We start from the raw sequence: 23250 nt of genomic DNA, 5'->3' as shown, positions 1-23250 counted from the left end.
GCCATCATTATGATTTTTTCTATTGGTCTATTAATAGGATTTACAACTGACTGTTTTCTACACGTATAAAAATTAAATAATACCAAAAATATCATTAAGTAAGTTTGTTTGTTTTTATAATAAAAGCTACTATTTATATTTTTATAAAAAATTATTACAAAAACATAAATAGTAAACAATATTTTGTTTTAATCTCTAGTTATTATTGATATTATATTGTAAAATATCAAAATATCAATAATAGTTATTATTATATTTACAAAATTTATATATATAATATTATTAAAATATTGAAATAAAAAATATTTATGATAGAATATACAAAAAAATAAGGAATGAGGTCTCCTTAAATTATTTAATAAATTTATAAAATAATTAAACCGCTTATTTATTTTTAATTAATCAAAAAATATAAAAGCTGATGACTTCTGCAAATTTATGATTTTTTATAAACTTAAATTATAAAAAAATTATAGTTTAGGTGATTTATGATTTTTGCAGATAATAGCTTTTTATATTTCTTCAATTTATATCATAATAAAAAATCAAATACTAATCAAAAAGGATTATGTAATTATGCTTCTCAGTTTGGCATTAATATTTTTATGCGGAATGATACTTGGAAAAATATTCTCACTCTTAAAACTCCCATCACTTTTAGGACTAATTATAACAGGTATAGTATTAGGACCATATTGTTTAAATTTATTAGATAACTCTATACTTTCAATATCAGCAGATTTAAGAGAATTGGCACTTATTATAATACTTACTCGTGCTGGGCTTAATCTTGATATAGAAGACTTAAAGAAAGTAGGGCGTCCTGCAATATTAATGTGCTTTGTGCCTGCAAGTTTTGAAATAATAGGAATGATTTTAATAGCTCCGAAACTTTTTGATATTAGTTTATTAGATGCTGCTTTAATGGGGGCTGTTGTAGCTGCTGTATCTCCTGCTGTGCTTGTGCCGAAAATGCTTAAACTTATAGATGAAAAATACGGTACCAACAAAAGTATACCTCAACTACTTATGGCTGGTGCTTCTGTTGATGATATATTTGTAATAGTGCTATTTACATCTTTTACTTCGCTTGTTAAGGGAGGAAATATATCTTACCTTGACTTTGTCAAAATACCTACTTCAATTATATTTGGACTTTTATTAGGTATTATTATAGGTTTTATATTATCAAAGTTCTTTACTAAATTCCATATAAGAGACAGTGCTAAAGTAGTAATAATATTAAGCATATCTTTTATACTTGTAAGTATAGAGACTTCAATATCTAATTTATTTGGAGGAGTTATAGGAATATCTGGACTTTTAGCAGTTATGAGTATAGGAGCATATCTTAAAAAATCAAAAGAAGAATTATCAAAAAGGCTTTCATTAAAATACTCAAAACTTTGGGTAGCTGCTGAAATTATTCTTTTTGTGTTAGTGGGTGCTGCGGTAAATATTAATTATGCTTTTAATGCTGGAGTTTTAGGAATTGTATTAATATTTGCTGTTTTAATATTTAGAATGTTAGGTGTTCTTGTATCATTAATAAAAACCAAACTCAATAAAAAAGAAAGAATATTTTCTATGATAGCATATTGCCCTAAAGCAACAGTTCAGGCTGCAATAGGTTCTATTCCTTTATCGTTGGGTTTGGCATCAGGAGAGATTATACTTGTAATAGCAGTACTTGCCATATTAATAACAGCACCGCTTGGAGCTTTTGCAATAGAAGTTTCTTACAAAAAGTTATTAGAACATGAATAATATATATTGTATCATTATACATATTTATTTCTTAGATATAAAATTTAGATACTTGCACTTTTTGCAACTTTTTGCGGCGGGAAAAAGTTGAATAAAATAAAGACATAAATTAATATATTTGCAGGGTTTTATATCTAACGAAGTACATACTGCCCCCCACTTTTTGCGACCGAAGAAAGTACCTTTAGGTATGGGTGCGAAGGCTGGAAAAAGTTGATAATTTTTATAAAATAAATTAACCAATTATATTTATTTAGGCATATTATTCACTTTCTTTTATTAATACCACTAAACCAGCCGCCTCAAGTAAAGAGACTATATATACTTTGTCATTATCTTTTATATCTATAGCCATATTGCAAACACCAAATATTGGCTCTGGAGCAGGACGTACAATTACTTCAATACCAGCATCTGATAATATTTTCTCTGCCTTTATTAAATCTCTTGGTGTTTTTAAATAACAAAAACTTTTAGTCATATATTAAAAATCCTATAATTTGTTTATAAGTACATCAGCTAAATATTCTAAATCTTCTTTTGTAGTATATGGTGAAAAAGAAAATCTTATAGCACCATTATTATTCTTGTAAAAATTATGAGCTAAAATTGCACAATGAAAACCATATCTGCATTCTATATTATAATCATCATATAACCTATGAGCAATTTCTGCCATATTTAAATCACTCTCTATAGAAAACAAAAAACCCTGTGAAGAAGGCTCTCTAGACCAAATTACTTTATATTTATTTGAGCTTTCTATTTTTTTTATAGTGTCTATCATATCATTTATTGTTATGTTCCATGACGGTCTGTTTTTTAATGCTGCTAAAAGCCCTATAATACCAACAGTATTAGGAGTGCCTGCCTCATATATTTCCGGCACACTGTAAGGCGTTTCAAAACCGTCACCATAGCCTCCGCCAAAATATGAAGCTTTAAGTTTATTAGGCTCTTTCACATAAAAACCGCCTGTACCAGTAGGACCGAGTAAACCTTTATGACCTGTAAACACTAAATAATCTATATTCCAATCATCAGCAAATATATCACCAACACCTATATACTGAGTAGCATCAACGAGTAGGGGAATGTCTTTAACAGTTTCTTTTATCTCTTTTATTGGCTGTATAACTCCGCTAATATTGCTTTCCATATTAACTATAGCAAGTGATATTTTATCTTTTTTTACTATTTCAGATAAAGCTTCTATATCAATTTTTCCTCCGTCTTTTGAAGGAATTAATTGATATTCAACATTTTTATTTTTATGCAAATGATAAATAGGTCTAAGTACTGCATTATGCTCTAATGAAGAAATTAAAACTTTTGTATCATGCAAATCTAAACCTATTAATATATCATTAACAGCCCTTGTTGCCCCAGAAGTAAATACAATATTAGAATCATTTTTTGTACCTATAAACTTATTCGCTAAAAGTTCTCTGCATTCTTCTATTTTTTCAGTGGTGTATTTTCCTCTTTTGGTATTTACCCTTCCATAAGTGCCTCCGATATTAAGTAAAAAATTACTCATATCTTCAGCAACTTCTTTAGGTTTAGGAAAACTCGTTGTTGAGTTATCGAAATAATAATATTTGCTCATAAAAAATTATGCTCTTATTACAGCAGAAGCATTAGCCATAGCCTCTATTATACCAAGCATATTAGTTTGCTCTTCTACTTTTATTCCTTCCAATTCATAAAACTTAACGCAAGTTCCGCAGAAAAATATTTTTATTCCAGCATCTCTAAGCTCTTGCAACAAACTTTTATAAGGCTCATCAATTCCTAAATAAACTCCGCCATTATAACAATATAAAGCCTCAGGTTTTGGATTAGCATCTTTTAAAGCTCCTAAAAATGCTTTTAATAATAATTCTCCAAGTTCATCGTTTCCCTGTCCCATAGCTTTTTTATCTACTACAGCAATTACAGGACCTGATGATTTTTCTTTAGCAGAGTCATTTTGTGATAATTCTTTGTTTTTTGTTATTTTGAAATTCATTCCATTATTAGAATATGTTATTTTATTATTATTAAGAAAATCAGTTATATTATGGAATGCCACCTCATCATCAATGAGCACCTCAATCTCTTCGTTGAGACTAGCATTCATTAAAGCTGTTTTAGTTAATATTAAAGGTTTTGGGCAAGGAACGCCTCTTGCATCTACTGTTTTCATAAAAATACTCCTATTACTATATATATATTAATTTTTTTAATTATTATTTTTAGTATCTGTTGCTATACCTAGTTTTGTAAAACCAGCATTTTTTACACTATCTATTACAGATATTAAAACTTGAGTTCTAACATCTTCGTCAGACCTTATCTCAACAGGCTTAGCTAATTCTCCTTCAACTTTAGCTAAATTATTAAGATATCCATCTATATCATTTACCGCCTCTTCATTAACGTATATACTGCCTTCTTTAGATATAGTTATTATTATAGTTTCATTTTTTTCTTTTCCTACAGCTGAAGTAGACTTAGGTAAACTAATTTCTATTTGAGGAGTTTGCATGATTGTAGCGCCTATCATAAAAAATATTAGTAAATTAAATACTATATCCATCATAGGAGTTAAATCTATACCTTTTTTTATTGTAAACCTATGTCTAAACTTCATTGTATTATTCTCTTTATATTATTATTATTTAACTGTTATAACTCTTGTATTGCTTGAGAAATGCTCACCCTTATAAAGTAATGAAACTTTGTATTCTCCTTTACCATATTCTGCTTTAAATGTTTTGCTTATAACAGTGTTTCCTGCATCTGTAACATCATATATCACTTTGCCTATATAAGTTTTACCATCATCTCCGAGTATTTGAGCCTTAGGGTCAGCCATTTCAACAGCTATCTTAAAATCTGTAAATGGTGCTTTATTTAATATTCTATATTGTACAGTAATATCATCACCATATTTTACTTCAGACTTAAAATTAACAGACTCAGCTATAATATTCGCTAAAGTTACAGTAGTATATACTCCAACACCTCTTTTTGAAGCTCCAACTCCCATAGCATTAAAATCTTTTGATAATATTACTTTTTTGTAGTCTGGTGTATTCATTAAATTTTTAACAATACTAGCAGCAGCATTTTTATCAGTTAGAGGTATAACATCTAACTTTGTGAAACTTTCTGTAATATTTCCAACCATTTCAGGATATAATTTTAATTGTCTTCCTTTAGAGTCAAGACCTTCTAAATCTGTATTACTAAAGAAATTTATTTTTAGCCATATTATCACTATGATAAAGTGCTAAAGAATGTAATCTCTGATTATTTGGAAGAGGAGGAAGTGATACCTTGCTTCTCTCTAAATTAATTAATCTAAATACTTCATCTTCAATAACATCTGCATGTAATGCAAAAGCTGATATTAATATAAAAATCATTACTAAACTAATTTTTTTCATCGTAGTTTATCTCCAATTTATTTTTCTGTTATAATAATAAAACTATTTTTTATAATTTGTAAAAATATAAATTACATAATAAATAAAAAAACATAATAGAGTAGGGTAGAAGAAAGTTTTTTTATTTAGTTTTTTTAGGTTTATTATTATCCTTTATCATATTAATAGCTATAGAAATTAACTCCTTAGCTTCTTTTTTAGTTTTTGCCTCAGCAATAATACGAACTATAGGTTCAGTGTTTGATGAACGAACATGAAGCCAAGAGTCTTCTAAATCTATTTTTATTCCGTCTATAGTTGTAATTTTAGCTTTGTTGTATTTTTCTTTTATTTGCTTTAAGAAATTATTCTCATCAATTTTTGAAACTTCTAATTTCTCTTTTACTATTTCATATTTTGGTATTTCATTAACTAATTCTTTTATAGTTTTTCCAGTAGTAGCCATTAATTCTAATATTAAAGCAATACCTAAAAGCGAATCTCTTCCAGGAGTTACAGCAGGCACTATTATACCTCCGTTTCCTTCGCCTCCAAAATATAATTTATTTTTCACAATATGAGAAGAAACATTTATCTCACCAATTTTTGTGCGGTCAACTGAATACCCTTTCTCTTTAGCTAAATCATCTATCATTCTAGAAGTAGATAAATTCACAGCAGCATTTCCTTTTCCAGACAACCATAAATATTTAGCACATAAAGCTAAAGTATACTCTTCGCTTATTATAGTACCGTCATCTAATACTAAAGCAAGTCTGTCAGCATCAGGGTCTTGAGTGAATCCTATATTTACTTTGTTTTTCTTTACTAACTCAGATAAACTTTTCATGCTTGTAGCAGAAGGCTCAGCAACATGAGCAAATTTACCAGTATGTTCTTTATTTATAGAAACTTCTTTAACTCCTAATGCTTTAAGTAATGGAGGAGTAGCAAATAATCCTGTTCCATTAACATAATCACAAGCAACTTTAAAATTTGCTTTTTTAATCTTTTCAACATTTATAAATCTTAAAATACGTTTTATATGTTCTTCTATGGCATTATCTATTTTTTGATAAGTTCCAGTCTCTAATGCCTTAACAAATCTTTTAGCCTTTTTATCATAAAGCTTCATAAGTTCATTAACAGCCTTCTCATCTAAAAAATGTCCGCCTTTACCTATAAGCTTTAATGCATTCCATTCTATAGGATTATGACTTGCAGATATCATGATTCCGCCATGTATTTTTAATTTTTCTACCATATATAACGCAGTTGGTGTTGGTGTTATTCCTATATCTATTACATTTATTCCAGATGCCATTAATGTAGCTACAACAGCATTTAATATAGATTCTCCTGTTATTCTTGTATCTCTTGCTACTAAGATTTTTGCTTTCTTTGGAAAAAGAGATGCAAATGCAGAAGTATAATCTACTATAGTACTTATATCTAAACCATCTCCAATAATTCCTCTAATTCCTGATATACTTGTTTTTAAAGTTGGCATATTCTATTAAACTCCAATTTTATTATATTTTTTAATCAACTTTCTAAATATGATAATTTATGAATAATCTTTTGTCAATAATCTTTTGTAAAGTAAAATATTAAAAATATCATATAGAATTAAGAGTAACAATAATTCATATATAGCCGTATAAACTCTAATAAAAAAGCACATACACTAGTTAACATAATATACATTATCGGAAGATATATTTTATCCTAAAATAAACTTCCATACGCTATTAGAACCAATACCTAAAGCCAAAATCACCATAAAACCTAAAGAAATCGCCAAAAGCCCAACCGCTGCTTTCCGGATACCAGCCAAATGTTGCAAACCCTCTAGTTCCTACTGATATAACATTTAATGCAGGAGTTAATTGCAAAAATATTTCCCAATCTTCTTTTACTATAAATGATACTCCAACTGGTATTCTAAAATCAGCTTCTATATTGACATACTTAGCTGCAAAATTAAAAATAGCTTCTACACCAGGACCTAAATACAACATTACATCAGAATCACCTAATTGTCCCAATCTAGTTGTATATCCCCACCAATCGGCACTGGCACTAAAACCAAACCAAGATGCACCTTTACTAGATATACCAATATTCAATATACCTCCAAACATAAAAGGTATTCCTTCAAACTTTCCTGTTACTCCTAATGAAGCTTGAAGAGGAAAACTAAATCTTAAAGAAGAAGCCCAATGCTGAATCTGTTGGGAAATATGAAAATAATTTAGCACTAGATGTACTATAAATTAAAACAGTAAAAATTGAATATATTATTATCTTCTTAAACATAATTTAAATTTTATATAATTAATATAGTTAATTAGTATAATATATTATATTTTAAAGTAAATAGTATAATTAGTTTTTAATTTTTTTAATCTACCCTACTAAAAAAGATTTTTTATATATTGATTTTTTTTTATTTTAATATATAATTAATCCAATTTATACAGTGTAGGAAATATTATGAATGGTATAATAAAAAACTTATTTTATTTATTATCGTATTTTCTATGTTTGTTTAAATTAACAAATGCAGAATTTTTAAAAGGGAATAAAATTGCTATTAGTGATTTTATTCCCTTTTTTTTATGCTGTAAAAACAAATAATTATTAAGGGATGTTAAGATGAAAAATTTTATAGGTATTAAAGAAATGTCAAAAGAAGAAATTTTGGAAGTATTAGATGTTGCTAAAAGACTAGATAATACTCCAAATATGGAAAGAAGAAAAATGATGGATGGAATGATAATGACAAGCCTTTTCTTTGAGCCTTCAACAAGAACTAGACTTTCTTTTAATTCGGCAGCATATAAAATGGGTTTAGATGTTATAGGTTTTGATAACCCTGATGTTTCTTCTATAAAAAAAGGAGAATCTTTAAGAGACACAATAATAATGGTTTCAGCATATTCTGATGTAATAGTTATGAGACACCCTATAGACGGTGCTGCTAAGTTTGCTGAAGAAGTTACTGATTGCCCTGTAATTAATGCAGGCGATGGCTCTAATGAACACCCTAGTCAAACATTACTTGATTTATACACTTTAAAAGATGAATTAGGAAGTATTGAAAATAAAAAAATAGCATTTGTAGGAGATACTAAATATGGAAGAACTGTTCACTCTCTTTCAAAAGCTTTAAAAATGTTTAATGGAGAGTTTTATTATATTTCTCCTGATATTATTCAGATTCCTGATTATATATTAAAAGAATTAGACAATGCTGGAATAAAATATCATAAAGGCAATAATTACGAAGAAATACTAAAAGAAATTGATTGTTTATATATGACAAGAATACAAAGAGAACGTTTTGAAAATATAGAAGACTACGAAAAAGTAAAACATGCATTCAATATTTCAAAATCTACAATAGTAGGAAAATGCAAAGAAGATATGATTATAATGCATCCGCTTCCTAGAGTTGATGAGATTAGTATTGATTTAGATGATACAAAATATGCTAAATATTTTATACAAGCTAAAAATGGTGTTCCTACAAGAATGGCTATGTTATCTTTGGCTACTGGTATAGTAGAAAGCACTGCTAAGAAAAAAGAAAAAGATTATGAATTAATAGAAAATAAAGAAATTGTTTGTCAAAATAAAAAATGTGTTACTCATTTTGAAGAGACAAAAAATAAAGTTGCTAGAAGAAGTTATGGAGATTTTTGTTATTATTGTAATAAAGAGATAACAAAATGATAATAAAGAATGCCAAAATAGAAAATAATATAGTATCTATTATTATAGAAAATGAAAAGATAAAAAAAATAGATTTTGATAATAATTTTGAAATCTATAAAGACAGTAATATAATAGATGCCAATTATAATCATGTTTTATCAGGTATAATAGACCCTCATGCTCATATGAGAGACCCTGGGCTTACACATAAAGAGGATTTTTCTTCTGGAAGTAAAGCTGCAGCAAGAGGCGGTGTTACAACATTCTTGGATATGCCTAACACCATTCCAAACACCATAACCAAAGAAAGCTTAGAAGAAAAAAAGAATATGATGATTGGCAAGTCATATGTTGATTATGGTTTTCATTTTGGAGGAAGTAAGGCTGATAACACTGAAGATATAAAACAAATTATAAACAAAGCTGCTTCTACAAAAATTTTCTTTAATGCTTCTACTGGAAACATGCTTGTTGAAGATGATAAAATTTTATATAAGTTATTTGAAGCTTCAAAAATTGTTACAGTACATGCAGAAGAGAAAATGGTTGATAAGGCAATAAATATAGCAAAACAAACAAATACTCCGTTATATTTATGTCATTTATCATTAGAAAGTGAAATTAATTCTCTTAAAAAAGCAAAAGATTCTGGTATGATAATTTATGGTGAAGCTACCCCACACCACTTATTTTTGAATACTGAAGATGTTAATAAAAATGATAAAAGCAAAATGCTTCTTAGAATGAAACCAGAGCTTAGAGAGAAATCAGACAATGATGCATTATGGAATGCTATATTAGACGGTACAATAGACACTATAGGAACAGACCATGCACCGCATTTATTAAGTGAGAAATTGGAAAAACTTACTTTCGGAATACCTTCTATAGAGCATTCATTGGAACTAATGTTAAAAAAAGTAAAAGACTCTACTATAAATATAAAACTTCTGACAAAAATTATGAGCGAAAATACTGCTAAAATATTCGGCATAAAAAACAAAGGCCTATTAAAAGAAGGATTTGATGCTGATTTTGTAATAGCAGATTTGAATGATGAATCCATTATAGAAGATAAAGATATAATTACAAAAGCTTCTTGGTCTCCATATATAGGATTTAAAAGAGGCGGCAAAGTTATAACTACTATAGTGAGAGGAAATGTAGTTTATAATAACGGAAAGTTTCATGAAGGTTTTGGAAAAGAAGTTTATTATACATATTAACAAAATATAATTGTTTAGCTATATAAATAAAAAATATGCTTGCAAATTATTATTTAACAATTAAACTTTTAATATAATTCTATTTGGCAGTGTCGTAGTGTTTATGAAGATTGCAATACTAGGCGGAAGTTTTGACCCTCCTCATTTGGGGCATTTAATATTGGCTGATACTATACAGCATGAACTTAAATGCGATAAAATATTATTCATTCCAAGTAAAATACCTCCGCATAAAAGCATAAGCGGCAAAGTTTCTGATGATGACAGAATTAATATGTTAAAATTGTCTATAGAAGATAATGACAACTTTATATTAGATGATTATGAGATAAAAAATGATTGTGTGTCTTATACGATAAAAACTTTAGAATATATTTATAATAATTACAAGTTTGAAGATAAACCAATTCTTATAATAGGTGCTGACTTGGTGAAAGATTTTGATAAATGGAGAGAGCCTGAAAAAATATCTAATTTATCTAATATTGTAGTTCTTAATAGAGATGATAACAAAAACTTAATCAGCGATAATATAGAAAAATATAATATAAAAACTATAATAGCTCCAAGAATAGATATTTCATCTAGTTTAATTAGAGAGAGAATAAAAAATAATGGTGCTTTTAGGTATTTCTTAAAAGACAAAGTGTATAATTATATAAAAGAAAATAATTTATATTTATAGGTATATCATGAGAAAAATATTTGTTATTTTATTTTTTTTAATCTCTTTTAGTTTGTATTCTTTTGAAATGAGTTTATTAAATGGACCTACGGCAATAGGTGCTGTAAAGATGATTAATGATTATAAAAAAATCAATATAAGTATTATAAACTCTCCTAATAATATATTGGCTTCTATAATAAAAGGTGAAGTTGATATTGCTGCTGTCCCTGCGAATATGGCTTCTATAATATATAATAGAGGATTAGATTACAAGGCCGTAGCTGTTGTTTCCGAAACAAAAATGTTTATAGTTTCAAGTGATAAAAATATAAAAAACATAGATGATTTAAAAAATAAAACTATTTACTGCGGATTAAAATTATCAACTCCAGATTTAATGCTTCAATATTTAATAAAAAATCAAAATATAAAAGGAGCAAATATAAATTATTCTCTTGGCAATTTAGATTTATCAAAAGCATTAGCATCTAAAAAAGTTGATATTGCTATACTTCCAGAGCCTTTTTTATCTTCAGCCTTATTGGAAAATAAAGACATAAATATAATAGTTGATATTTCAAAATATATTACCCCCTACCCTGTTGCTGTGCTTATTGCAAAACAAAGTTTTATAGAAAACAATAATGATTTATTAAAAGAAATATTAAATGAATATAAAAAATCTAGTGAGTATATTTTAAATAACAAAGAAAAAATAGAATCTTTAATTAAACAAACTTCTATATTAATTAACGCCAAAGCTGTTTCTTATGGTATAGATAGAATTGGTATTACTTTTTATAATGATGAAAACATGAAAATAAAATTAAATAATTATTATAATTTCATATACAATTTTGATAAAAAACTCATAGGAAATAATATTCCAAGAGATGATTTTTATTATATTTTCTAACAAATAATAATATTTTCTAATAAATAATATTTTTTTATAAAAAAATAGATATTTTTTTGTTAAAAAATTCTCATTACTTCATACAATAACTTGACAGGTTAATTATTTTTTATATACTTATAGTTGTAATTTGTGAGTTTGTATATGGCTAGATTAAATATTGATAACGAAGAGGTAAAAAAATATATATTTTCTTTGTCAGAAAAATTAATGAGACATTTTGACTTAGAATATCAAATTAATAAAGAAAATGAATATTTTGATCTCTATGCTTTTCATAGAAATGATTTTTTTAAATCCTTTATTACTACATCTACAGTTTATGAAGGATATTCTGTATTTGAACATATGCTTGTTCGTTTTATAAAGAACTGCACTTTAGAGAATATAGAAGAATTTCAAGATATGTTGGTTAGATTAACACCAATTCTTTCAAACCCTAATAAATTTCATAAAAGAAGTATCATCACAGGTATTATTATAACTGATATTTCTTTAGAAAAAGAATGGGAAAAAATAGTAAAAAAATTCTTTTATAGAGTAAGTTATAAATTATCGTTTCATGGTTGGTCTGAAACAGAATATGCAATAGTATCTATAAAAGATAAAAGCGTCTATTTACCAAAAATGAGAAAAAAGGAATTAAAAAACCTTCTTTTGGATTTTTAATATAAAATTAATTAAGGAGATTTTATGAATGCTTTTCTATTATTAATCATTGGAATGATAGCCTTTTTTGTAGCTTATGTAACCTATGGTTCATATTTAGCTAAAAAATGGGGTGTTGATCCTTCAAGACAAACTCCTGCACATACTTTAAAAGATGGAAGAGACTATGTACCTACTGATGCTAAAGTATTATTAGGTCACCACTTTTCTTCTATAGCAGGTGCTGGTCCTATTACAGGTCCTATTATTGCAACTATGTTTGGTTGGCTTCCTGTATATTTATGGATTATCTTCGGATGTATATTCTTTGGCGGAGTGCATGACTACGGTTCTTTAATTGCTTCTCTAAGACATGAAGGTAAATCTATCGGTGAAGTTATCAGACACAATGTTGGTCAAAAAGGTAAAATAATGTTTACTCTTTATGCATTCATTACTATTTGTTTGGTAGTGGCTGCATTCCTAGACATCACTGCAAGCACATTTGCTGTAAACGTTGATACTTACAGAGAATCTGCTGCTGCTGGTACTGCTAGTATGTTATTTATCGCTTTGGCTTTATTATTTGGTTTCTTAGTATACAGAAGAGGAGTTAATGTTGCTCTTTCTACAATAATAGGTGTTGTATTATTGGCTGCTATTATATTTATTTCTGATAGATTCCCATTCCTTGCTTTAGAGAAAACTCCTTGGCAAGTTATATTGACTATATACATTATATTAGCTTCTTTAATGCCTGTTTGGATATTATTACAGCCTAGAGACTATTTATCTTCTTTCCTACTCTATGCTATGATTATAGGCGGTGTATTAGGTTTAGTTATAATGCGTCCTGCTGTAACTGCTCCTGTATTTACAAGCTTTACTCCTAGTGAAGGCAACTATTTATTCCCTATTCTATTTATTACAGTAGCTTGCGGTGCTATATCTGGTTTCCATTCACTTGTAAGTTCTGGTACTAGCTCTAAACAGCTTAACAGTGAAAAAGATGCTAAATTAGTAGGTTATGGTGCTATGCTTATAGAAGGTGTAGTTGCTATAGTTGCTTTAATGAGTGTTGCTGCTATAGAAAGTACTGGTACTCCTGCTGCTAGATTTGCTTTAGGTGTTGCTACTTTCATGACTTCTTTTGGCGTACCTCTTGGAATAGGTCAAACTTTTGTTACTTTGGCTTTTGCTTCTTTTGCACTTACTTCTTTAGACAGTGCTACTCGTATTGGAAGATATTTGATACAGGAATTAGGTGAATATACTGCTGCTGATGGTAAAGTACATAAAACTATACTTACTAATCCTTATATTGCTACTGCTATTACAGTTCTTATATCTTTAGGATTTACTCTTTATGGATATACTAGAATATGGCCTATATTTGGTAGTGCTAACCAATTATTAGCTGGTTTATCATTACTTGCTGTTGCTGCTTGGATTAAAAATCGTCAAGGCAGAACTTCTTGGGAAAACGTTATACCTTTAGTATTTATGTTTGCTGTTACACTTTCTGCTTTATGTTTAGTTGTATATACAAACTTCAAAAAAGCTACTTTCGACGGCTATGTATTAGCTTGTATTGCTATCGTAATGATTATATTGGCTGTTATAGAATTATTCATCACTGGTCAATGGGCTAGAAAATTACCTAAAGACGGTGTTGTTAATCCTAATGACCCTATCAAAAACAAATAATAAAAAATCATTTAGTTGATATTAATGCCCGCTTTCTTCAATGGAGGCGGGTTTTTTATTGTATTAAATTTTACTCTAATCTAAATTTTACTCTTGTCGATAATTAAAAAAAATATTTTAATTTAAAGAGTAGTGTTTTATGTCTAATAAAAAATTTATGATAAAAGAAGAAAAGGCAGTGTTTGCTGATATTCGTTCTGCTATATCTATTAGTTTATTCGATAGTGAGTTAAATAATTTTGACGGAAGTATTGATATGGATGTGAGGAGAGCTGTTATATATAATAAAATCGTATTTGAAAATCTAAGTAAAAGACTGCTTTCTTATTATGCTAGCAGAGAAGATAATAGAAATAAAAAGAAAGAACTTTCTTTAATAAGAACACTCAAAAAAGAAAATAGTATATCTAAAGAGAAATTATACTATTTAGAAAATCCAGATGAAAATAGTTTTAATTTTTTAGATGATGTTCTTGATAAAAATAAAAATGTTAGAGGATACAGTGAATATATAATTTATTCGCTATTTAATCATTATTTTGACTATATCAAAAACTAATAGTTTTAAATATTATTATCCTTAAAAAAGTAGTAAAAAGGATTATATTATTATGAAAAAAATAGCTATAGCATTTTTAATATTTATTTTTACTTGTGTAAATATATTCTCTCAAAATGCTGCTCCTAATGATGAAAGAAATATAGACAGAGAGTTTTATAATGCAGAAAAACTTTTCTTCCAAAAAAAATATAATTTTGCAAGAGAAGCTTTTTTACTTTATTTAAAAAGAAGACCTCTATCAACCAATGATATGCTTTATTATTATATAGGGGCTTGCTATTTTCAAGATAAACAATACGAAAATGCTATAAATTATTATAAATTAGCTTTTGATATTAATGATTCTTATTCTTTTTGTAACAATATAGCCAATTCTTATTATCAATTAAAAAATTATGATGAAGCTTTGATTTGGTATAATAGAGCAATAGAAAGACTTTACTCTCCATATAATGCAAAATTAAATTATGAAGTATTAACTAATTACACAGTATCACAAAATGTTGTAACAAACACAATTTTTATTCTTGATAATAATAACACAGCCAATATTACCAACTTATCATTATCAAACGACGTTATGTCAAATAATACTTTATTAGGTACAAACAATATTATAACTAATACTATTATATCTAATAACATTTCTACAAATAACACAAATAATTTTACTAACACAACAGACAATATATCTGATGCCATAAATAATTTAAATCAATCAAATGAAAATATAAAAAATCTTATAAACAATACTTTTACAAAACTTCCATTATTTACAAATGTTATTGTAACTAATACATTTACTAATGAATATGAATACACAAATACAACTGTAATTTTTGAAGCTAATACTAATTTTATATTGGAAGTGGTAGACCCAACAGTATCATCAACTACCCTACCTCCAAATTTAGAATCTACTAATGAAATCTCTACAAACTCTAATTCTCCAACTCTTACAACAAATTCAACTACTACAGGTTCTACTTATGTGATAACAGAAGAAAATCCTTATATAGTAACAAATATAATGATAATGACAAACATAACAGATACTAATGGAAATGAGATTTCAATAAAAACTAATGTTGCTTCTGTTGATTTATATAATACTTGGGGCTTATACTATAGTGCTTATCTTAATATGGGGCATACTTATTTAACTTTAGGCGATATCACTAATGCAGCAATATCTTATGAAATATTTTTAACTAATGTAGGAAGCGATTATTATCAAAGAGAATCTTTAGAGAGAGTAATATCTCTTATAAGAAGCAATGATACATCTGTGAAGTTTATGCCTTTTACAAATAATTATAGAGTAACAACAAACAATGACGGAAGCATTACTACAGAAAATGTGTTTCCAAATTTTGATTATGAAAGAGAGACAATATATCCTAATGGTGTAAAAATAGTTTATGAGAATGGAAAAATAGAAAAAACCAAAATATATTCTAATAATTATGAAGTATCTGACACTATATATCCATATGGAAAAAGAGAAATAGAGATAGTCTCTGAAAATGGAGATAAAAGAGTAGAGACTTATATGATAGATAATTCAAAATCTATTAATACTAAAACATCTTCAGGCGACATATATGAATATACTCTATACCCAGACGGTTCTTTTATAAATAGAAAAACTTTAGAAAACAATAAAGCATTTGTAGTAGAGAGGTCAGACGGCTCTATTACTACCAACTATAAAGATGAAAACGGAATATTTTTCTATAGCAGAAGTTTAGACGGTACAGAAGTAAAAAGAACAGAAGATAATTCAGGCAATATTGTTACAGAGACAAAGAGAGTCGATGGAGCTTTAATAGTAAAAACAGAAAATCCAGACGGAAGCTACATCGTTGTTGCTAATTATGTTGATGGAAGTATAGGTACTACTACAGTTGATACGAATGGAATTAGCAATTTAAAAATAGTTTATCCAGACGGAAGAGTTGAAGAGAGAAGTTCACAAGGAGCTGGAGCTGGTACTTTCTCTTATAATGTAAAAGCTGATGACGGAAGCATTATAACAAAAACATATAATGAAGATGGCTCATTCACAGTAGTTACTAAAAAAGTTGATGGTACTATTATTACTGACACTGTAGGCACTGACACTATAAGCGAAATAAAAATGCCAAATGGTACTACAATAAAAAGAATAATAAGACAAGACGGCTCAAGCGAAACAACTACACTTAATAAAGATTCAAGCAGTGTAACAGAAGTTGTAGCGGCAGATTCAAGCAGTATAACTACAACAATAAAACCAAATGGAAGCAGCATAGTTGTTATAAAAGATGTTTACGGTAATACAGAAACAACATCTACAGAAGCAGATGGAAGTACATCAACTACAAAAACTACAACAGACGGTAAAACTACTATTAATGAAGTAAGAGCAAATGGCGTTACAATAGATATAGAAAATGACGGAAGAAATAAAACAACAATAGCAAAAGATGCTGAAGGCTATGTGTTAGAAATGAAGCAGTATAGAAATGAAGACCCAGAGATTACATTAGTTGATGCTTTAGGTGAGGCTGTTGATATAGAGACTGCAAAAAAAAATAATAAGAAATATGGATTTAAATATTAAGGCAGAAGATATAGATAATTTAAAAGTTGTTCAAGAGGAAGTTGAAAGTGTTGCAGCAGAAGAGAATACTACAGTAGATGAAAATGCAGTTGAAAATACTACTGAACAAACTACACAAAACACTGTAGAAGAAACTACTGCTCAAAATACAGAAGCAAATACAGCTGAAAATAATAATGCAGAAAATGCTGATAATAATATAGAAAATAATACACAAACAATAGAAAACAATACTCAGCAACAGTAAAAATATTATAAATAGCCTATTTTTTGAAGTATTCTAGTTGCCACTAATTTAGCATCTATATTTTCTATACATATATGATTATTTGGGCAGTTTTTCCTTTTGTAGCATCTTGCACATTCTAAGCCCTCTACTCTAATGGTTTCAGAGTTTTCTGCTATAGGCCCTACCCTAACCTCACTAGTTGGACCGAATATTGCTATAAGCGGTTTTTTAAAAGCACAGCCAGTATGCATTGGAAAAGAATCAGATGTAATCATTGCCGATGACTCTTTTATTAAATAAGCTAACTCATTTAAATTAAAATAACTTGATGTGTTTAATACATTTTCAAAGCCATTAGCTATTTCAATACATTTGTCATTATAGTCCCCTGTTGCTGATATTATTATTTGTATTTTACTTATTTTTCTTATCTCTTCAATTATCTCTCTAGATTTTTTTACAGATAAATCTTTAGTATCCCATCTTGAAAAAGGAGAAAATACAATATAATCTTTATCTAATTTTATATTTAAATTTTCTATTTTTTTATTAAAAACATCTTCTATATTGCCTGGCAAAAAATAATCTAAATCTGTACCATCACTTGGACAGTCAATAAAATCCAAAAAAGAAAGAAGTCCAACTATAGCATTAATATCTTTATAATAATTGCTTTTTATTCCAAGCCATTTTCCTTTAGCAAACTTCTTTTTTGAATGACACAAATAAAGAAATATAACGCTTCTCTCAAGCCCTTGCAAATCTATTGCTATATCATAATGCTCTTTTCTCACTTCTTTAATATGAGAAAAAAACTCTTTAATTGTAGAAAAAAATTTAGAAGGTGAAGCAAATATTTCTTTTTCGTATTTATATATATCAAGCACATACAATTTATTTATATATGGATTATTTTCAAGTATCCCTAAGGCTCTTTTATCTGTTACTACATCTATAGTACAGTCGCTTTTCCATTTTTTCAATGCCCTAATAACAGGAGTTGAATGAAGCACATCTCCAAGAGAAGTTTGTTTTATTAAAAGTATTTTCATAAACCTTATAAAATATTATTATCTATCTTCTTTAAAGAAATACTCTTCCACTCTTATACAAATTTCATGATAAATAGCTTCATGATATTCCTGAGCGATATATGTTTCTTTTGAAGGAGCCTTTATAGCAATATCAGCCATCTCTGCAAGCTTACCGCCATGATTATTCGTAAAAGATATTATTTTTATTCCCATAGCCTTAGCAACTTTACAAGCATGTATAATATTTTTAGCGTTGCCTGATGTACTTATAGCAATAAAAATATCTCCCTTGTCCCCAAAACCTAATAACTGCTGAGCAAATATTAAATAAGGATCTCTATCATTTAAATATGCAGTAGAAAGCCCCATATGAGAAGTTAAAGCAATGGCTCTAAGAGGAGCTTCTAAATTATCAGCAATATATTCTCCATCTTCCATAGATAAAAGCCCTTTTCTAATCTCTTCTTTTATAGGTCTTTTCTTTACAAAGCTTTTTAATAATTCGCCAGCAATATGTTCACTGTCGCAAGCACTTCCGCCATTACCAGCTATCAAAACTTTATTTCCATTTTTATAACAGCTAATTATAGATTCTATTGCTAAATCTATGTTTCCTTTTATTGGTTCTAATTCTTTAAATCTTTCAATTAAATTAGCCATAACATATAACTTCCTTTTTTTATACATTTAAATATGAGCATTAAGCCAATCAAGTATTTCATTCATAACATCATGTCTTTGCACATCATTCAATATTTCATGTCTTCCGTCTTTATATAAACTTATATTAATATCATTAAGTCCTAAAGATTTATACATTTCATATACCCATTTTACACCCTTTCCCATATTTCCAATAGGGTCTTTATCTCCAGATATTAAAAGTATAGGAAAATCCTTACTCATATTAGAATAATTATCTTTATCTGAAATCTTATCTATCAAATTAAATAATTGTATATAAGTCTCTATACTAGCAGGTTTACTAGCAAAATACTCATCTTCCAATACTTTATTAATCTCTTCTTTATCTGAAGTAAGCCAAGCTAAATCTGATTTATCTTTAGGGAAATATTTCTTTCCATATCCTCCAACAGATAATTTATCTAATAATTTAGCTCTCTTTCTTCCTCCAAAAATTGACTTTTGAACATTTGCTATTAATTTACCGATACTTTCTATTGTATTAGGCTTTCCCTTAGTACCCATTATAATAGCACCATTTAAATCTTTATGATATTTTATTAAAAAGCCTCTTGTTAAAAAAGACCCCATACTATGACCTAACATAAAATATGGGATATTAGGATAATCAGCTTTTACTGTAACCATAAGATGCTTCATATCTTCTAATATTAAATCAGCACCATTTTTATCTGCAATATGTCCAATACTATCTTTACTAACAGTACTTCTTCCAAAGCCTCTATGGTCATCAGCACATACTAAAAAACCATTATCTGCCAATTTGCTAGCTAGTTCCTTATACCTTCCAGCATGTTCGCCAAGACCATGAACTATTTGTACTATTGCCTTGGGCTGAGTGTCTGGAGTAAAAATATAAGTGTACATTCTATGACCGTCATCAGATATTAATACTCTATTATCTATTTTCATAAATATATCTCCAAATAACAATTATATTATTATTATGTAAATTGTATACTATTTTTTTTCTTTATGCAAATATTAACATAATATTAATAAATTATTTAGATATATCTACTTTTATTTTTCTTATCCAATTATTTATTTTACCGTCCAAATCGGATACATCTTTTCTTTTTATAGATATATAATTCAAAACTTTACTATCAGGACATGTATCTTTTATATATGAAACACTTCTATATACTCTTGAGCCTCCGCTTAATATAAACGGTGCTATATTTTTTCCTTTTAAATCATTTTTTGACAAAAAGCTTTTCATAGGCAAAGCCATATCACCTATCCATATTGGATATCCAATAATAATATTATCATATTTAGATAAATCAACACTGCCGTTTAATTCTGGAAGCTTATCATTATCTATATCATCTTTTACTTGAATCACCATATCATCATATTCATTTGGATATGGGATTTTTGTAGTAATTTTATATATATCAGCACCTGTAATCTTTTTAATCTTATTAGCCACTATTTCTGTATTGCCATTCCAAGAATAGTATACTATAATTGTTTTGCTTCCATTAAACTCGGTATTTACAACAGATGCATTATGTTCATTTAATAAAGCAGATTTAGTTACTTTTCTATCATTAATATTTGAATTACATGATACAATAAATAATAGTAATAATGCAAAAACACTAGTTATTCTTTTCATTTTATATAATACTCCCATATATATAACCATAAAGTATAAACTTTGAAATATTTTTTTCATTAAAATATTTATTTATTTTTTATAAAATAGTATTTATATTCTTTATATTATACTTGACTTTTAATTTTTAGTCTAATATAATATATTAAGTTGCTTTATAAAATTTAAGGAGAGTTTTAGTAAAATGAAAAATATAATATCTATAGTTGTTTTAATGATAACTCTATTTTCAACTTCAGTAATACAAGCAGTAGAAACAAAATATGTTCCAAGTACTTCTCAAGCTGTATTTTCTATAAAATTAAATGAATTATCTACAAAAGCTGAAATTAGTTTACAAAAGACTCTTAATAAAGTGTTTATGCAAAAGTTTGCTGATAATTTTGCTACATATAGAGATGATGCCTATGTAGTAGAAGTTATGACTAATAAACTAGAACAGATATTAGATTTTTCTAAACCTTCAAAAATAGTTTCATTTAATAGCTATCAAGAAATAGCAGTAATGATTGATATATTAGATGTAACTGAATTAAATAGAGTGATGATAAAAATAGCAAGCCAAGAGGATAAATTAATATCTTTTAGTGATAACAATAATTACAGATATTTTTATCTTGATGATACAACTTTAATATCTTGGAATGATGAAGTATTTACAGTAGAAACAAAACTAGATGATATTTATTGGTATAATGAAGAACTTAATAAAGAAAATAATATTATAAATATTGCTAATTCTATATTTGATACTACTTCTCCTCTTACAAATGAAAAGTTTATGGAATTAGAAAATCAAACTAATGATTTTTATGCTTGGGTAGATTTATCTTTACTTTCTGATGAAACTGATGAGTTTACAAAGTTTTTATTTGGAAGAAATTATGATGGTTTATCTAAAGAAAGTTATAAAGATGCTATATTAACTGCTAAAGTTAATTTTAATGTTGGAAATGCTGATGTTGTAATAGATACATATTCACCAAATTATCCTTATGATAGTTCTTTACTAAAAAAGGAATTAGCTGACAATATATATACTTTTGTTAATGGTGAGAATAATTATGGATTTTTATCATTAGCTTTCAACAGTACTGAACTTTCTAAACATTTAAAAACTATGTTTGGCGATGAATTCCCATTTAGTGAAGATTTTGCAGAATTAGAAGAATATGGAGTTGATGTTTATAAATTTATAGAACTTTTAGGTGGCGATATATTTGTATCTGCTTGGGACAGCAATGAAAATGAAGACCCTGATTTACTTATTTCTGCTTCTATCACTGATGAAAATACAGTAAAAATTATATTAGATGCTTTAGCTGATGATGTTAATAATGACATATATACACTTGCTGGTAATACTTGTTATGTTAAAGATTCTATACTTTATATTAGTAGTAATCCTGCTATTATAGAAAAAATAATGAACAATGAAATGCCTAATGTTAAGCTAGATAAAAATAAAGTTGATTTGGCTAAGAATAATACTTTTGTATTTTACTTGGAATTAAACTCTAATTTAGCTTTATATGGAATTGGTGATGAATATACTGAAAATTTTGAATCTGTATATTTAACTTCAAATATATTAGACGCTAATCATACTCAAGTATTAATAAAAGTAAATACAAGAGATAAAGAAAAAAATGCTTTGAGTATTATTAAAACATTTATCGGCGGATTAGAATAATTTTATAAATGAGATTAGATGAGTATGTACATCATAACGGATATACTGAAAGCAGGTCCAAAGCACAGGATATAATATTAGCTGGATGTGTATTTGTTAATGGTGTAAAAGTAACTTCTAAAGCTCAAAAAATAAAAGATACCGATAAAATAGAAGTCATACAAAATAGAAAATATGTATCTAGAGCTGGAGAAAAGTTAGAAAAAGCTTTATTGGAATTTAATCTTTCTGTAGAAAATAAAATATGTTTAGATATAGGGGCTTCTACAGGAGGATTTACCGATTGTCTTCTCTCTTATGGTGCTAAAAAAGTTTATGCTTTAGATGTTGGTCATAATCAGCTTGTATACAAATTAAGAAATGACAAAAGAGTAATATCAATAGAAGATTTTAATGCCAAAGATATAAAAAGAGAAATGTTTGAAGGAGAAATTCCTTCTATTGTGGTGAGTGATGTTTCTTTTATATCCATTTCAAAAATTGCTCCTATTATATTTAAAGAATTAAATGATTTAGAATATTGGGTAAGCCTTATTAAACCTCAATTTGAAGCTGAAAAAGGTGAAGTTTCAAAGGGAGGAATTATTAAAGATGATATATTGAGAGAAAAGATAGTTAATAATGCAATTAATAGAATCACAGAAATAGGATTTAAAGAGATAAATAGAACTATCTCCCCTATAAAAGGCTCTAAAGGAAATATAGAGTATTTATCATATTTTATTATTTAA

21 protein-coding genes and 2 pseudogenes are annotated in these 23250 nt (G+C 27.5%); 11 read left to right on the top strand and 12 right to left on the bottom strand.

What is annotated here, in order from left to right; all coding sequences use genetic code 11:
• Window positions 1-576 precede the first annotated feature (576 nt).
• Window positions 577-1767, top strand: a complete 1191-nt coding sequence (locus tag BPP43_RS02415) for a cation:proton antiporter domain-containing protein (RefSeq protein ID WP_015274057.1) — start codon at window positions 577-579, stop codon at window positions 1765-1767.
• A 262-nt stretch (window positions 1768-2029) separates the two neighbouring features.
• Here BPP43_RS02415 and BPP43_RS02410 read toward each other — a convergent pair whose 3' ends face one another.
• The 8 genes and pseudogenes from BPP43_RS02410 to BPP43_RS02380 form a co-directional block, all read right to left on the bottom strand.
• Complete coding sequence (locus BPP43_RS02410; protein WP_015274056.1) at window positions 2030-2248, bottom strand: putative Se/S carrier-like protein; 219 nt, start codon at window positions 2246-2248, stop codon at window positions 2030-2032.
• A gap of 12 nt (window positions 2249-2260) precedes the next feature.
• On the bottom strand, window positions 2261-3376 hold the full coding sequence (locus BPP43_RS02405) for an aminotransferase class V-fold PLP-dependent enzyme (protein WP_015274055.1): 1116 nt from the start codon (window positions 3374-3376) through the stop codon (window positions 2261-2263).
• 6 nt (window positions 3377-3382) lie between these two features.
• Window positions 3383-3955, bottom strand: a complete 573-nt coding sequence (yedF, locus tag BPP43_RS02400) for a sulfurtransferase-like selenium metabolism protein YedF (protein WP_014933267.1) — start codon at window positions 3953-3955, stop codon at window positions 3383-3385.
• A 36-nt stretch (window positions 3956-3991) separates the two neighbouring features.
• Window positions 3992-4402 (bottom strand): ExbD/TolR family protein, encoded by a 411-nt coding sequence (locus BPP43_RS02395; protein WP_014933268.1) that lies wholly within the window; start codon window positions 4400-4402, stop codon window positions 3992-3994.
• Window positions 4403-4426: 24 nt separating this feature from the next.
• On the bottom strand, window positions 4427-5032 hold the full coding sequence (locus BPP43_RS02390; protein WP_252832372.1) for a spore germination YkwD domain-containing protein: 606 nt from the start codon (window positions 5030-5032) through the stop codon (window positions 4427-4429).
• Window positions 5001-5201, bottom strand: a complete 201-nt coding sequence (locus BPP43_RS11900; protein WP_252832371.1) for a CAP domain-containing protein — start codon at window positions 5199-5201, stop codon at window positions 5001-5003. Before BPP43_RS11900 ends, BPP43_RS02390 begins: the two co-directional genes overlap by 32 nt.
• Window positions 5202-5322: 121 nt before the next feature.
• On the bottom strand, window positions 5323-6690 hold the full coding sequence (glmM, locus tag BPP43_RS02385; protein ID WP_013243071.1) for a phosphoglucosamine mutase: 1368 nt from the start codon (window positions 6688-6690) through the stop codon (window positions 5323-5325).
• Between the two features lie 241 nt (window positions 6691-6931).
• A pseudogene (locus BPP43_RS02380) lies at window positions 6932-7499 on the bottom strand (outer membrane barrel protein).
• A gap of 339 nt (window positions 7500-7838) precedes the next feature.
• Between BPP43_RS02380 and pyrB the strand changes: the two are divergent.
• From pyrB to BPP43_RS02340, 8 genes and pseudogenes are all read left to right on the top strand, one after another.
• Window positions 7839-8918 carry an aspartate carbamoyltransferase gene (pyrB, locus tag BPP43_RS02375; RefSeq protein ID WP_015274053.1) on the top strand — a complete coding sequence of 360 codons (1080 nt, stop codon included), beginning with the start codon at window positions 7839-7841 and terminating at the stop codon, window positions 8916-8918.
• Window positions 8915-10126: a dihydroorotase gene (locus BPP43_RS02370; protein ID WP_015274052.1), complete on the top strand. Its 1212-nt coding sequence runs from the start codon at window positions 8915-8917 to the stop codon at window positions 10124-10126. The genes pyrB and BPP43_RS02370 overlap by 4 nt, the downstream gene beginning before the upstream one ends.
• 103 nt (window positions 10127-10229) lie before the next feature.
• Entirely contained in the window at window positions 10230-10811 is a 582-nt protein-coding gene (gene nadD, locus BPP43_RS02365) for a nicotinate (nicotinamide) nucleotide adenylyltransferase (protein WP_015274051.1), read from the top strand.
• A gap of 7 nt (window positions 10812-10818) precedes the next feature.
• Window positions 10819-11709: an ABC transporter substrate-binding protein gene (locus BPP43_RS02360; protein ID WP_015274050.1), complete on the top strand. Its 891-nt coding sequence runs from the start codon at window positions 10819-10821 to the stop codon at window positions 11707-11709.
• A 144-nt stretch (window positions 11710-11853) separates the two neighbouring features.
• A complete protein-coding gene (locus tag BPP43_RS02355) occupies window positions 11854-12378 on the top strand; it encodes a DUF8052 family protein (RefSeq protein ID WP_013243078.1) in 525 nt (174 codons plus the stop codon).
• A gap of 24 nt (window positions 12379-12402) precedes the next feature.
• Window positions 12403-14064 carry a carbon starvation CstA family protein gene (locus tag BPP43_RS02350; RefSeq protein WP_013243079.1) on the top strand — a complete coding sequence of 554 codons (1662 nt, stop codon included), beginning with the start codon at window positions 12403-12405 and terminating at the stop codon, window positions 14062-14064.
• Between the two features lie 139 nt (window positions 14065-14203).
• Entirely contained in the window at window positions 14204-14623 is a 420-nt protein-coding gene (locus tag BPP43_RS02345; RefSeq protein ID WP_014933097.1) for a hypothetical protein, read from the top strand.
• Window positions 14624-14675: 52 nt separating this feature from the next.
• Window positions 14676-17478 (top strand): annotated as a pseudogene (locus BPP43_RS02340) (tetratricopeptide repeat protein).
• Window positions 17479-17483: 5 nt separating this feature from the next.
• Here the strand turns inward: BPP43_RS02340 and BPP43_RS02335 are convergent.
• From BPP43_RS02335 to BPP43_RS02320, 4 genes are all read right to left on the bottom strand, one after another.
• Complete coding sequence (locus tag BPP43_RS02335) at window positions 17484-18512, bottom strand: glycosyltransferase family 9 protein (RefSeq protein WP_015274047.1); 1029 nt, start codon at window positions 18510-18512, stop codon at window positions 17484-17486.
• An 18-nt stretch (window positions 18513-18530) separates the two neighbouring features.
• Window positions 18531-19154 carry a D-sedoheptulose-7-phosphate isomerase gene (locus BPP43_RS02330; protein WP_015274046.1) on the bottom strand — a complete coding sequence of 208 codons (624 nt, stop codon included), beginning with the start codon at window positions 19152-19154 and terminating at the stop codon, window positions 18531-18533.
• Between the two features lie 27 nt (window positions 19155-19181).
• Window positions 19182-20111, bottom strand: a complete 930-nt coding sequence (locus BPP43_RS02325; protein WP_015274045.1) for an alpha/beta fold hydrolase — start codon at window positions 20109-20111, stop codon at window positions 19182-19184.
• Window positions 20112-20202: 91 nt separating this feature from the next.
• Complete coding sequence (locus BPP43_RS02320) at window positions 20203-20826, bottom strand: flavodoxin (protein WP_015274044.1); 624 nt, start codon at window positions 20824-20826, stop codon at window positions 20203-20205.
• 184 nt (window positions 20827-21010) lie between these two features.
• Here BPP43_RS02320 and BPP43_RS02315 point away from each other — a divergent pair, with 184 nt between their 5' ends.
• Both BPP43_RS02315 and BPP43_RS02310 read left to right on the top strand, forming a co-directional pair.
• Window positions 21011-22519, top strand: coding sequence for a hypothetical protein (locus tag BPP43_RS02315; RefSeq protein ID WP_015274043.1), 1509 nt, complete (start codon window positions 21011-21013; stop codon window positions 22517-22519).
• Window positions 22520-22527: 8 nt separating this feature from the next.
• A complete protein-coding gene (locus BPP43_RS02310; protein WP_013243087.1) occupies window positions 22528-23250 on the top strand; it encodes a TlyA family RNA methyltransferase in 723 nt (240 codons plus the stop codon).

This window comes from Brachyspira pilosicoli P43/6/78 (assembly GCF_000325665.1).
Lineage (GTDB): Bacteria > Spirochaetota > Brachyspiria > Brachyspirales > Brachyspiraceae > Brachyspira > Brachyspira pilosicoli.
Note: the sequence above shows the minus strand (reverse complement) of the source record. Positions and strands in the feature narration are given on the sequence as shown.

Bases quoted from the DNA above. Each gene is read 5' to 3' on its own strand.
- BPP43_RS02405 (WP_015274055.1), bottom strand. From the start codon at position 3,376: ATGAGCAAATATTATTATTTCGATAACTCAACAACGAGTTTTCCTAAA.
- BPP43_RS02360 (WP_015274050.1), top strand. From the start codon at position 10,819: ATGAGAAAAATATTTGTTATTTTATTTTTTTTAATCTCTTTTAGTTTG.
- BPP43_RS02315 (WP_015274043.1), top strand. From the start codon at position 21,011: ATGAAAAATATAATATCTATAGTTGTTTTAATGATAACTCTATTTTCA.
- nadD (WP_015274051.1), top strand. From the start codon at position 10,230: ATGAAGATTGCAATACTAGGCGGAAGTTTTGACCCTCCTCATTTGGGG.
- BPP43_RS02310 (WP_013243087.1), top strand. From the start codon at position 22,528: ATGAGATTAGATGAGTATGTACATCATAACGGATATACTGAAAGCAGG.
- BPP43_RS02415 (WP_015274057.1), top strand. From the start codon at position 577: ATGCTTCTCAGTTTGGCATTAATATTTTTATGCGGAATGATACTTGGA.
- BPP43_RS02395 (WP_014933268.1), bottom strand. From the start codon at position 4,402: ATGAAGTTTAGACATAGGTTTACAATAAAAAAAGGTATAGATTTAACT.
- BPP43_RS02355 (WP_013243078.1), top strand. From the start codon at position 11,854: ATGGCTAGATTAAATATTGATAACGAAGAGGTAAAAAAATATATATTT.
- BPP43_RS02350 (WP_013243079.1), top strand. From the start codon at position 12,403: ATGAATGCTTTTCTATTATTAATCATTGGAATGATAGCCTTTTTTGTA.
- BPP43_RS02330 (WP_015274046.1), bottom strand. From the start codon at position 19,154: ATGGCTAATTTAATTGAAAGATTTAAAGAATTAGAACCAATAAAAGGA.
- BPP43_RS02335 (WP_015274047.1), bottom strand. From the start codon at position 18,512: ATGAAAATACTTTTAATAAAACAAACTTCTCTTGGAGATGTGCTTCAT.
- BPP43_RS02325 (WP_015274045.1), bottom strand. From the start codon at position 20,111: ATGAAAATAGATAATAGAGTATTAATATCTGATGACGGTCATAGAATG.
- BPP43_RS02345 (WP_014933097.1), top strand. From the start codon at position 14,204: ATGTCTAATAAAAAATTTATGATAAAAGAAGAAAAGGCAGTGTTTGCT.
- BPP43_RS02370 (WP_015274052.1), top strand. From the start codon at position 8,915: ATGATAATAAAGAATGCCAAAATAGAAAATAATATAGTATCTATTATT.
- BPP43_RS11900 (WP_252832371.1), bottom strand. From the start codon at position 5,201: ATGAAAAAAATTAGTTTAGTAATGATTTTTATATTAATATCAGCTTTT.
- pyrB (WP_015274053.1), top strand. From the start codon at position 7,839: ATGAAAAATTTTATAGGTATTAAAGAAATGTCAAAAGAAGAAATTTTG.
- glmM (WP_013243071.1), bottom strand. From the start codon at position 6,690: ATGCCAACTTTAAAAACAAGTATATCAGGAATTAGAGGAATTATTGGA.
- BPP43_RS02410 (WP_015274056.1), bottom strand. From the start codon at position 2,248: ATGACTAAAAGTTTTTGTTATTTAAAAACACCAAGAGATTTAATAAAG.
- yedF (WP_014933267.1), bottom strand. From the start codon at position 3,955: ATGAAAACAGTAGATGCAAGAGGCGTTCCTTGCCCAAAACCTTTAATA.
- BPP43_RS02320 (WP_015274044.1), bottom strand. From the start codon at position 20,826: ATGAAAAGAATAACTAGTGTTTTTGCATTATTACTATTATTTATTGTA.